Below are 11807 nucleotides of genomic sequence, written 5' to 3'. Positions count from 1 at the left end.
TCTAACTATTGTTATGAATTCTTAAAATAGTATCTTGCAGTAACTAAAATAGCATATGTTAGATAGTATTAGGCACTTTTTTGAAAGAAACGGATTTGGTGTTTTTACCAGGTTAGCAGACAGATTAGGCATGAGAGCTTCTAATGTTAGACTCTATTTTATTTATGTTACCTTTTTTACAGTGGGTTTATCTTTTGGGTTTTATTTAACATTCGCGTTTTTACTCAAATTAAAGGATATGATTTACACAAAGAGAAGTTCTGTATTTGATTTATAACTTATGAAATTATTAGAATCTAAAATTAATACGACACTTTTTTTAGTCATTACAATTATTTCTACAGGAACAATTGGGTACATTTTTCTTTCTGGGTATACTTTTGTTGATGCACTATATATGACTGTAATTACTGTAACTACTGTTGGTTTTGGAGAAGTACAACCCTTTACTCCGCAAGAAAAAATATTTACAATTTTTTTAATTTTATCTAGTATTACCGTTTTTGGTTACGGGGTTTCGTCGTTTTCTGAATATTTAGTTAGCGGTAAATTATTTGAACATTTTAAACATAGAAAAGTGGAAAAACGAATATCTCAATTAAAAGGACACACTATTGTTTGTGGTTATGGTAGAAATGGAAAACAGGCTATTTTAAAATTAAAAAACTACAATACAGATCTAGTGGTTGTAGAAAATGATAAAGAAATGTCTGAATTGTTAGATTCTGAAGAACTATTAAATATTAATGGAGATGCTACTTTAGACGAAACATTGTTGAATGCAGGTATTATGAACGCTGCAAATTTAATTACGGCTTTACCATCTGACGCAAACAACTTATTTGTGGTATTAACTGCAAGTCAGTTAAATAAAAATTGTAAAATTATTAGTAGAGCATCTAATGAAACTTCGTATAGCAAATTAAAAATTGCAGGGGCAAATAACGTTATTATGCCAGATAAATTGGGAGGAGATCATATGGCATCCTTAGTTACAACTCCAGATGTAATAGAATTTGTAGATAGATTAACTATAGAAGGAGAAACTACAGCAAACTTAGAAGAAATAGATGTAAATGATTTGCCTAAAAAATATATTGGCAAGACAATTTTAGATCTCGATTTAAGAAAACAAACAGGTTGTACTGTTATAGGTTTTAGAAACCCAAATAAAGATTACGTAATCAACCCAGAAGCAGATAGTGTATTAATAAGAGGTTCTCATCTTATTGTGTTAGGTAGACCAGAACAGATTGTAAAATTGAGAGAATTATTTTAAATGACAAAAGTAGTAATTACAGGTAGTAACGGGTTGTTGGGGCAGTCTTTATTAAATTTATTATTAGATGCCTCAAAATATCAAGTTTTTGGTTTCTCTAGAGGTAAAAATAGAAGCGGAAGAGAAGATTTTACCTATGTTTCCATAGATATTACAGAAGAAGTTACCTTAAAAAAAGAGCTGTTAAAAATACAACCAGATTTCATTATCAATACAGCAGCAATGACTCATGTAGATGTTTGCGAGTCGGAAAAAGAGGCTTGTGATCTCTTAAATGTAGAGGTTGTAAAATGGTTGAAAGAGGTTTCAGAAGAAATAAGTTCACATATAATTCATATATCTACAGACTTTATTTTTGATGGTAAGAAAGGCTATTACAAAGAAACAGATATACCAAACCCATTAAGTTATTATGGTTTGTCTAAATTAAAATCCGAAGAGGTTTTAAAAAATTCAAAAATTGATTTTACAATTTTAAGAACAATATTGGTTTTTGGAAGAGTATATGATATGAGTAGAAGTAATATTGTGCTTTGGGTAAAATCGATGCTTGAGCAAGGAAAAGAAATTACTATAGTAGAAGACCAATATAGGATGCCAACTTATGTAGAAGATTTAGCTTTAGCTTGCAAAATTTCTATGGATAAAAGAGCTACAGGAGTATACAATATTGCATCATCAGAATTGTTGAGTGTCTATAAAATTGCACAACAAATTGCAGAGGCCTTTGGTTTAAATAAAAGTCTGATAACACCAATTTCTACATCAACTTTAAATCAAACTGCACCAAGACCACCTAAAACAGGTTTCGATTTATCTAAAACAAATAAAGAATTGGGTTTTTATACGAAGACTTTTAAGGAAGATTTAGAGCGGTTTAAAAAAACCTTGTAGTCAAAAACACTTTTAACGCTTAAAAGTTGTTGAAAGTTCATTTTTTTATGATATTGCAAGCTACTAATTAAAAACTAACGAATTCTATATTATGAAGAAAACACTGTTATCGTTGTTACTCTTAACAACACCTTTAATAACATTTGCTCAAGAAAAAGGATTAGATCAGCAAATAGATGAAGCCTTTGGTAATGCTACAGGATGGTTCGTAGATTTTATTTTTTATCAAATTCCATTCACAGATACAATTAGTATTTATTGGGTATTGTTTCCATTAATTTTAGGAGCAATGTATTTTACATTCTATTTTAATTTTATCAATTTTAGAGGTTTTTTTACGTCAATTAATATTGTAAGAGGTAAATACGATGGTTTAGAAGGAAAAGGTGATGGTAAGGGAATTGAGGTTTCAAACTCTGTATCAACTACAGAAAAAGGAGACAATCCAGATACAGTCAGAGTAGAAGGTCATGATGGAGAAGTGTCACATTTCCAAGCATTAACAGCAGCTTTATCAGCAACTGTAGGTTTAGGTAACATTGCAGGTGTAGCTATAGCGGTTTCAATTGGTGGTGCTGGAGCAACATTTTGGATGATTGTTGCGGGCTTCTTAGGAATGGCTTCAAAGTTTGTAGAATGTACTTTAGGTGTTAAATACAGAGATATAGAAGCAGATGGAACTGTATACGGTGGCCCAATGTATTATTTAACCAAAGGGCTAAAAAATAAAACACTAGGAAAAATATTAGCTGGATTTTTTGCGATTTTTGTAATAGGTGGTTCATTTGGAGGAGGAAACATGTTTCAAGTAAATCAAGCTTTTCAATTGGTTGAAAATATTACAGGTGGTAAAGAATCGTTTTTAAACGGTTACGGTTGGGCATTTGGTGTAGTTATGGCTTTCTTGGTTGGTATTGTAATTATAGGAGGTATCAAAAAGATAGCTAAAGTAACAGATAAAATAGTTCCTTTTATGGTAGCAATATACGTGGCAGCTTCATTGTATGTAATTTTCTTTAATTACAATATGATAGGCGATGCATTTGGTCAAATATTTTCCGGAGCTTTCTCTCCAGAAGGTGTTGCAGGTGGTGCTGTAGGTGTTTTGGTACAAGGGTTTAGAAGAGCTGCATTTTCAAATGAAGCAGGTATTGGTTCTGCATCAATAGCGCACTCTGCAGTAAAAACAAAATACGCTGCTAGTGAAGGTCTAGTTGCTTTATTAGAACCATTTATAGATACAGTTGTGGTTTGTACTATGACAGCCTTAGTTTTAATTATTACAGGAAATGTAACAGCAGAAAATGCATCTTTAAATGATGCACAAGCAATTCTATTAACCTCTGGGGCATTTGAATCTGCTATTTCTTGGTTTCCTTATGTGTTAACAGTTGCAGTTGTTTTGTTTGCGTTTAGTTCAATGATTTCTTGGTCTTACTATGGTTTTCAAGGTTGGTCATATTTATTTGGAAGATCAAAAAAAATGGAATACACTTACAAGGTTATCTTTTGTGTCTTTGTAGTAATAGGATCTGCTGCTAGCTTAGGGTCTGTAATTGGATTCTCAGACGCAATGGTATTTGCAATGATGGTGCCAAATATGGTAGGTTTAATTTTACTAGCACCTAAAGTAAAAGGTGAGTTAAAAAAATACATGAGTGCAATAAAAGGTATTAAAGCAGAAGCATAAAAAATATAATGAAATTATTTAAATCCCATTTCTGGTACCATAAAAGCCAACGGAATGGGATTTTTTTGTTGGTCATTATCATTGTATTACTGCAATCTTTTATCGTTTTTGATTGGTTTTCTTCAGGAGAAAAAATTGATGCGGAATCAGCAGAAATTCTTGCATTTAATCAACAAATAGATAGTTTACGTTTGATAGAGTTAGAAAATAAAAAACTAAAAATTTATCCATTTAATCCTAACTACATTACAGATTATAAAGGAGAGAGGTTGGGGATGTCAGTTGCAGAGGTAGATAGGTTATTGTTGTTTAGAAAAACGGGTAAATTTATCAATTCAAAAGAAGAGTTTCAAACTGTTACTCAAGTTTCTGATAGCCTACTAAATGCTATCGCACCTTTTTTTAAATTTCCAGATTGGGTTGTTCAAAAACAATTAAAAAAAGCTTCACATACAAGTAAGTATGTTGCTACAAATTCAAAAACTAAAATTACTATAAAAGATATCAATACAGCAACTGCAGAAGATTTTAAGTCTATTTATGGAATAGGGGACGAATTGTCAAAACGTATTATTAAGTATCGTTCTAAATTACAAGGTTTTTATTACGATAATCAGATTTTTGAAGTTTGGGGTTTAGAAAAAAATGTGGCCCAAAAAGTAGTATTAAATTTTAAAGTTATTGAAAAACCCGTTATAAAAAAACAGAATGTAAACACAGTAACTTTCAGTGAATTATTAAAAAATCCATATATAAATTATGAGCTTTGCAAAAAGATTTTTGAGTACAGAGATGAAGTTGCAGAGATACAAAGTTTAACAGAATTACAACACATCAAAGATTTTCCGCTAGAGTTGTATGATAGAATAGTCTTATATTTGTTAGCTGAATAAACTTACAAATATTGAGCCTAATGAACAGTATGTATTTTACTGAAGAACACGAAGCTTTTCGTGCTAGTTTTAAAGAATTTTTACAAAAAGAAGTCGTTCCCCATATAGATAAGTGGGAAAAAACAGGAACTATTGAGCGTTTTATTTGGAAAAAATTTGGAGAAATGGGTTATTTTGGTTTATCAACTCCAGAAGCATATGGAGGTTTAGAATTAGACTTATTTTATACAGTTATTTTTTTAGAAGAATTGCAAAAAATCAATTCTGGCGGATTTGCAGCAGCAATGTGGGCGCATGAGTATTTGGCAATGACGCACTTAAATAAAGAAGGAAACCATCAACAAAAAGAAAAATACCTAATTCCGAGTGTAGAAGGAGATATGATTGGTTGCCTGTGTATAACAGAGCCTTTTGGTGGCTCAGACGTTGCAGGTATGCGTTCTACAGCAATTAAAAAAGGAGATAAATACATTTTAAACGGCTCAAAAACGTTTATTACTAACGGGGTATATTCAGATTATTTAATTGTAGCAGCAAAAACAGATCCATCAGACAAATACAAAGGTATTAGTATATTTATAGTAGATAGAAAAGCAAAAGGAGTATCTGCTACAAAACTAGATAAATTAGGTTGGCGAGCATCAGATACCGGAGAAATAGCTTTTGACAACGTAGAAATTTCTGCCGAAAATTTATTAGGTCAAGAAGGTAAGGGCTTTCCTTACATTATGCAACATTTTGCTTTAGAAAGATTGTTAATGGGGGTAAATGCCCATGCAAGAGCGGCATATGCCGTAGATTATGCAATAAAGTATATGGAAGAAAGAGTAGCTTTTGGTAAATCTCTAGATAAATTCCAAGCTTTAAGGCATAAAATAGCAGAAATGGCAAGTAGAGTAGACATGTGTAGAGAATACAATTACTCTATCACAAAACGTTTAGAAGACGGTCATTACGTGGTTAAAGAAGCAAGTATGTCTAAACTACTCTCAACAAAAATGGCAGACGAGGTTATCTATGAAGCACTCCAATTATTGGGCGGTTATGGCTATATGGAAGAGTATCCAATGGCACGTTTACTAAGAGATAGTAGACTAGGCCCTATAGGAGGAGGAACCTCAGAAATCTTGAAAGAGATTATCGCAAAAATGGTAATTGACGGAAAGGAATATAAACCAGCAACCTAAGCTTTTAATTATCAAATGTGAATTCGATTCAAAAATGCAACACTCAAAAAAGCTGTCAAATTGAGTGATTTTTAGAAGTCAAACGAATAAAAATTGAATCAAATTAAGCCTTTGTCTAAACATAAATATGACTGACATAAATTTTCTTAGGTTAAACTCATGTTATTAGTAAATCAATAAGGGCGTTCCCTAAAGGTCGGGCTTTCCACTATATCTTTTTATCGTACCTCAAAAAAGGATGCCGTTTCAATCCCTAACGCAGCCACTTTGTAAATTAATTCAATTAAGGGTTTGTAATTCATAATTAATAACTACATTTGCAGTCCAAAAATTAGAAATTAACAGTACAACTGTTTTAAAATATAAAGATACTTATGAAGGGAGGTGCCAACTTATGTTAATTATACCAGTAAAAGAAGGAGAGAATATAGATAGAGCTTTAAAACGTTACAAACGAAAGTTTGACAGAACAAAGACAATGAAGAACTTACGTAACAGAAAAAACTTCACAAAGCCATCTGTAGCTAAAAGAGCTCAAAAAATCAAAGCTTCTTACGTTCAAAGATTAAGAACACAAGAAGAAGTAGGTTAACAAACTGTAGTTTTTATAAATTGTTTACAATTTTAAAACAGACAGTTAAATTAATCTCCAAAACTTAAAATTAAGTTTTAAACTATAAAACTCGTATCAAATAACTTTGATGCGAGTTTTTTTATGCCTCAAATTTTGTAGATTTACAACAATCAACAATCAACAATCAACAATCAACAACCAACAACCAACAACCAATAACCAACAACCGTGATTGAATCCTTTCTAGAATATTTAACCTTTGAAAAAAAATACTCCAAACACACGGTCTCTGCCTATAAGAACGATTTAACTTCTTTTCAAGATTTTTTAATTACAGAATTCAATCAAGAAAATTTATTGCAAGTACATTACACTCAAATTAGAAGTTGGGTAGTTTCTTTGGTAGATCTTAAAATTTCCAATCGTTCTATCAACAGAAAAGTAAGTTCTTTAAAATCTTTTTACAAGTTTTTACAAAAAACAAAACAAGTAGAGGTAAACCCTTTGTCAAAACACAAAGCACTAAAAGTTGAAAAGAAAGTTCAAGTTCCTTTTAATCAGAAAGAAATCAACCAAGTTATTTCTAATGTAGAAAATGCAAATGATTTTGTATCTGTAAGAAATAAACTCATAGTAGAATTGTTCTATTCAACAGGAATAAGAAGAACAGAACTGATACACGTTAAAGAGCAAGATGTAGATATTGCTCAAAAGACAATAAAGGTGTTGGGTAAAAGAAATAAAGAACGTTATGTTCCTTTATTAAACTCTGTAATACATACATTACATAATTATTTACATTTAAAAGCAGAATATTCAACAGAATCAAAAGAACTTTTTATTACTGAAAAAGGAAATAAAATATATGAAACCCTTGTTTACAGAATTATAAATTCCTATTTTAGTAAAGTCTCAACAAAAGAGAAAAAAAGCCCTCATATTTTAAGGCATTCATTTGCAACACATCTTTTAAATGAAGGGGCAGATATAAATTCAGTTAAAGAATTATTAGGGCATTCTTCTTTAGCATCAACGCAAGTCTATACAAACACTAGTTTATATAAGTTAAAAAAAGTATATAATCAAGCTCACCCTAGGAGCAGCAAAAAAAAGTAAATTATGAAAGTATTCACACAATCGGTAAATTTTAATGCAGATAAAGAATTGATAAAATTTGCAGAAGATAAAGTTTCTCTACTATCAAAGTTCCATGATAAAATAATAGATGCAGAAATTTTTCTTAAAGTTCAAAATACCAGTGATAAGGAAAATAAAATAACAGAACTAAAAATAAATATACCTGGTAGAGAATTGATAGTAAAAAGAGAAACCAAAACCTTTGAAGAAGGTATCAATGCTGCTGTAGACAACTTAAAGAGACAGCTTAAAAGATCTAAAGAAAAACATAGAGATTCATTGATTTCATAAAAAATAAAAAAAATAATTATAAAAAGTTTTAGAAATAAAAAAAACTTTATACATTTGCAATCCGTTAGAAATAGCGGGTTGTTTTTTTACAACAAAAGCCGATGTAGCTCAGCTGGCTAGAGCAGCTGATTTGTAATCAGCAGGTCGTGGGTTCGAGTCCCTCCATCGGCTCAAGAAAAAAACAAAAAGTTCATTTAAATAGTAAATTATAGGGGAGATACTCAAGCGGTCAACGAGGACGGACTGTAACTCCGTTGGTTACACCTTCGCAGGTTCGAATCCTGCTCTCCCCACAATTTACATATTGCGAAAGTAGCTCAGTTGGTAGAGCGTCAGCCTTCCAAGCTGAATGTCGCCGGTTCGAACCCGGTCTTTCGCTCAGAGAAATCCAACAAAGCCGGTGTAGCTCAGTTGGTAGAGCGCATCCTTGGTAGGGATGAGGTCACGGGTTCAAGTCCCGTCATTGGCTCTCTTAAAAAAAATATTAGACACTAAATATATTTAAACTAAGAATTAAAATTAATAATCATGGCAAAAGAAACTTTTGACCGTTCGAAACCACACTTAAACATCGGTACTATCGGACACGTAGATCACGGTAAAACAACTTTAACTGCTGCTATTACAAAAGTATTAGCTGATGCAGGATTATCGGAAGCGAGAGATTTTGATCAAATTGACAACGCTCCAGAAGAAAAAGAAAGAGGTATTACAATTAACACTTCTCATGTAGAGTATCAAACAGCTAACCGTCATTACGCTCACGTTGACTGTCCAGGTCACGCGGATTACGTAAAGAACATGGTAACTGGTGCTGCTCAAATGGACGGTGCTATTTTGGTTGTTGCTGCTACAGATGGTCCAATGCCACAAACTAGAGAGCATATCTTATTAGGGCGTCAGGTTGGTATTCCACGTATCGTTGTTTTCTTGAACAAAGTAGATATGGTTGACGATGAAGAGTTGTTAGAGTTAGTTGATATGGAGGTTAGAGAATTGTTATCTTTCTATGATTATGATGGAGATAATGGTCCTGTTGTTTCAGGTTCAGCTTTAGGTGCTTTAAATGGTGAGCAAAAATGGGTTGACACAGTTTTAGAATTAATGGAAGCTTGTGATACTTGGATTGAAGAGCCTTTAAGAGAGGTTGACAAAGATTTCTTAATGCCAATTGAAGATGTATTCTCAATTACAGGTCGTGGAACTGTTGCTACAGGTCGTATCGAAACTGGTATTGCTAACACTGGTGACGGTGTAGATATTATTGGTATGGGTGCAGAAAAATTAACTTCTACTATTACTGGTATTGAAATGTTCCGTCAAATCTTAGATAGAGGTGAGGCTGGAGATAATGCAGGTATCTTATTAAGAGGTATTGAAAAAACTCAGATTAAAAGAGGTATGGTAATCTGTAAACCAGGTTCTGTAACTCCACATGCTAAGTTCAAAGCTGAGGTTTATGTTCTTAAGAAAGAAGAAGGTGGGCGTCACACTCCATTTCATAACAACTATCGTCCGCAGTTTTATGTAAGAACTACAGACGTTACAGGTACTATTAACTTACCTGATGGAGTAGAAATGGTTATGCCAGGAGATAACTTAACAATTACTGTTGATTTAATTCAACCAATTGCATTAAACTTAGGTTTACGTTTTGCAATCCGCGAGGGTGGTAGAACTGTAGGTGCAGGACAGGTAACTGAATTATTAGACTAATTGTAAAATTAGTTTATTGATGAATAAATTTTAAGGGTGTTCCGTTTTTAACGGAACGCCTTTATCAATGAATAAGAACGGGTTTAGCTCAGTTGGTAGAGCACTGGTCTCCAAAACCAGTTGTCGGGAGTTCGAGCCTCTCAACCCGTGCAAAAAACAAGTAAGATGAACTTTATACAATATATCAAAGATTCTTTTGACGAATTAAATAATCACATGACGTGGATCTCTAAAGAAGATGCACAGAAAACAACTGTAACTGTAGCTGTTTTTACAATTTTATTCGCATTAGCAGTTGCTGGTATAGACTATGTTTTTCAAACTGGGTTAGATAACTTTTTCAAATTATTTTAAGAAATAAATTATGGCTGATTCAGTAATGAAATGGTATGTTGTAAGAGCCATTGGAGGACAAGAGAATAAAGTTAAATCTTATATAGAGACAGAAATCTCAAGAGTTGGGCTTTCAGATTATGTAAGTCAGGTAATTGTTCCAACTGAGAAAGTTGTTCAATTTAGAAACGGAAAAAAAGTAAACAGAGAAAGAGTTTACTTTCCTGGTTACATCATGGTAGAAGCGAATCTATCAGGAGAAGTACCTCACGTTATAAAATCCATTACAGGTGTTATTGGTTTTTTAGGAGAAACAAAAGGAGGAGAGCCAGTACCTATGCGTAAGTCTGAAGTGAATAGGATGCTAGGTAAAGTAGATGAGCTTTCTATACAAGAAGAGAATATTGCAATACCTTATACTATAGGAGAGACCGTTAAAGTTATAGATGGTCCTTTTAATGGTTTTGATGGTAGTATTGAAAAAGTAAACGAAGAAAAGCGTAAACTTGAAGTTATGGTGAAAATCTTTGGAAGAAAAACACCGTTAGAGTTAAGTTATACGCAAGTAGAAAAGATATAATTGTTACACAAATATATATCGATTTGTTTTGAAGCTTCCAAATCAAAAACAAATCATTAAACATTTTTAAAATGGCAAAAGAAGTTAGTAAAGTAGTTAAATTACAAGTAAGGGGAGGCGCAGCGAATCCATCGCCGCCGGTTGGACCCGCTTTAGGTGCTGCTGGTGTTAACATTATGGAGTTCTGTAAACAGTTCAATGCAAGAACGCAAGACAAACAGGGTAAAGTATTACCTGTTGTTATTACTGTTTACAAAGACAAATCGTTTGATTTTGTTGTAAAAACTCCTCCTGCAGCAGTACAGTTACTAGAAGCGGCCAAAATCAAAAAAGGTTCAGGAGAACCAAACAGAAAAAAAGTAGCATCTGTTACTTGGGATCAAATTAAAGTTATTGCAGAAGATAAAATGGTAGATTTAAATGCCTTTGAAATTTCTTCAGCAATGAGAATGATTGCAGGTACAGCACGCTCTATGGGATTAACAGTAAAAGGTGATGCACCAGCATAAACTTTATAAAAAGTAGTAAAATGGCAAAATTAACAAAAAAGCAAAAGGAAGCTTACGCTAAGATTGATAAAACGCAATCTTATGATTTAGCAGCTGCTTCAGCGCTAGTCAAAGACATTACTAATGTAAAGTTTGATGCATCAGTAGATATCGCAATTCGTTTAGGGGTAGATCCTCGTAAAGCTAATCAAATGGTTAGAGGTGTGGTAACATTACCTCATGGTACAGGTAAGGATGTTAAAGTGTTAGCTTTAGTAACTCCAGACAAAGAAGCAGATGCAAAAGCAGCAGGTGCAGATTATGTTGGGTTAGATGAATACCTTCAAAAAATTAAAGGAGGATGGACAGATGTAGATGTAATTATTACAATGCCAAGTGTAATGGGTAAATTAGGTCCTTTAGGAAGAATTTTAGGTCCTAGAGGTTTAATGCCAAACCCAAAAACTGGTACTGTAACAATGGATGTATCTAAAGCTGTACAAGATGTAAAAGCTGGTAAAATCGACTTTAAGGTTGATAAAACTGGTATTGTTCACGCTGCAATTGGAAAAGTATCTTTTGATGCTAAGAAAATTGAAGAGAATGCAAACGAATTATTACAAACTATTATTAAATTGAAACCAACAACAGCAAAAGGTACTTACGTGAAGAGTGTTTTCATGTCTAGCACAATGAGTCCTTCTATTGAGGTTGATGTTAAAGCTGTTTAATAAGTTAAAACTTA

The 11807-nt window shown here is 32.7% G+C and carries 14 protein-coding genes and 5 tRNA genes; all 19 read left to right on the top strand.

Going from position 1 to position 11807, the window contains the following annotated elements; genetic code table 11:
- The first annotated feature begins 55 nt into the window (after positions 1–55).
- The 19 genes from DUT90_RS02165 to rplA all read left to right on the top strand — a co-directional run bounded on the left by DUT90_RS02165 (position 56) and on the right by rplA (position 11793).
- On the top strand, positions 56–277 hold the full coding sequence (locus DUT90_RS02165; RefSeq protein ID WP_114425075.1) for a PspC domain-containing protein: 222 nt from the start codon (positions 56–58) through the stop codon (positions 275–277).
- A 3-nt stretch (positions 278–280) separates the two neighbouring features.
- Positions 281–1279, top strand: coding sequence for a TrkA family potassium uptake protein (locus DUT90_RS02160; RefSeq protein ID WP_114425074.1), 999 nt, complete (start codon positions 281–283; stop codon positions 1277–1279).
- Positions 1280–2173 (top strand): SDR family oxidoreductase, encoded by an 894-nt coding sequence (locus DUT90_RS02155; protein WP_114425073.1) that lies wholly within the window; start codon positions 1280–1282, stop codon positions 2171–2173.
- Between the two features lie 91 nt (positions 2174–2264).
- Positions 2265–3863, top strand: coding sequence for a sodium:alanine symporter family protein (locus tag DUT90_RS02150; protein ID WP_114425072.1), 1599 nt, complete (start codon positions 2265–2267; stop codon positions 3861–3863).
- An 8-nt stretch (positions 3864–3871) separates the two neighbouring features.
- Positions 3872–4756 carry a helix-hairpin-helix domain-containing protein gene (locus DUT90_RS02145; protein ID WP_114425071.1) on the top strand — a complete coding sequence of 295 codons (885 nt, stop codon included), beginning with the start codon at positions 3872–3874 and terminating at the stop codon, positions 4754–4756.
- A gap of 20 nt (positions 4757–4776) precedes the next feature.
- Positions 4777–5943, top strand: coding sequence for an acyl-CoA dehydrogenase family protein (locus DUT90_RS02140; RefSeq protein ID WP_114425070.1), 1167 nt, complete (start codon positions 4777–4779; stop codon positions 5941–5943).
- A gap of 394 nt (positions 5944–6337) precedes the next feature.
- Positions 6338–6535 (top strand): 30S ribosomal protein S21, encoded by a 198-nt coding sequence (gene rpsU / locus DUT90_RS02135; RefSeq protein ID WP_114425069.1) that lies wholly within the window; start codon positions 6338–6340, stop codon positions 6533–6535.
- A gap of 210 nt (positions 6536–6745) precedes the next feature.
- A complete protein-coding gene (locus DUT90_RS02130; protein ID WP_114425068.1) occupies positions 6746–7633 on the top strand; it encodes a tyrosine-type recombinase/integrase in 888 nt (295 codons plus the stop codon).
- A 3-nt stretch (positions 7634–7636) separates the two neighbouring features.
- A complete protein-coding gene (hpf, locus tag DUT90_RS02125) occupies positions 7637–7945 on the top strand; it encodes a ribosome hibernation-promoting factor, HPF/YfiA family (RefSeq protein WP_114425067.1) in 309 nt (102 codons plus the stop codon).
- Between the two features lie 97 nt (positions 7946–8042).
- Positions 8043–8116, top strand: a tRNA-Thr gene (locus DUT90_RS02120).
- Positions 8117–8156: 40 nt separating this feature from the next.
- A tRNA-Tyr gene (locus DUT90_RS02115) sits at positions 8157–8238 on the top strand.
- A 13-nt stretch (positions 8239–8251) separates the two neighbouring features.
- Positions 8252–8324 (top strand) — tRNA-Gly (locus DUT90_RS02110).
- A gap of 17 nt (positions 8325–8341) precedes the next feature.
- Positions 8342–8414 (top strand) — tRNA-Thr (locus DUT90_RS02105).
- Positions 8415–8473: 59 nt separating this feature from the next.
- Positions 8474–9661, top strand: coding sequence for an elongation factor Tu (gene tuf / locus DUT90_RS02100; RefSeq protein WP_114425066.1), 1188 nt, complete (start codon positions 8474–8476; stop codon positions 9659–9661).
- Between the two features lie 77 nt (positions 9662–9738).
- A tRNA-Trp gene (locus DUT90_RS02095) sits at positions 9739–9811 on the top strand.
- 15 nt (positions 9812–9826) lie between these two features.
- Positions 9827–10015, top strand: coding sequence for a preprotein translocase subunit SecE (gene secE, locus DUT90_RS02090; protein ID WP_114425156.1), 189 nt, complete (start codon positions 9827–9829; stop codon positions 10013–10015).
- A gap of 10 nt (positions 10016–10025) precedes the next feature.
- Positions 10026–10574 (top strand): transcription termination/antitermination protein NusG, encoded by a 549-nt coding sequence (gene nusG, locus DUT90_RS02085; protein WP_114425065.1) that lies wholly within the window; start codon positions 10026–10028, stop codon positions 10572–10574.
- Positions 10575–10645: 71 nt separating this feature from the next.
- Positions 10646–11083, top strand: a complete 438-nt coding sequence (gene rplK, locus DUT90_RS02080) for a 50S ribosomal protein L11 (protein WP_114425064.1) — start codon at positions 10646–10648, stop codon at positions 11081–11083.
- A 20-nt stretch (positions 11084–11103) separates the two neighbouring features.
- Positions 11104–11793: a 50S ribosomal protein L1 gene (gene rplA / locus DUT90_RS02075; RefSeq protein ID WP_114425063.1), complete on the top strand. Its 690-nt coding sequence runs from the start codon at positions 11104–11106 to the stop codon at positions 11791–11793.
- Positions 11794–11807: the final 14 nt, after the last annotated feature.

This window comes from Polaribacter sp. WD7, assembly GCF_003335085.1.
In the GTDB taxonomy this organism is placed as follows: domain Bacteria; phylum Bacteroidota; class Bacteroidia; order Flavobacteriales; family Flavobacteriaceae; genus Polaribacter.
This window is presented reverse-complemented; position numbering and strand designations above follow the sequence as displayed.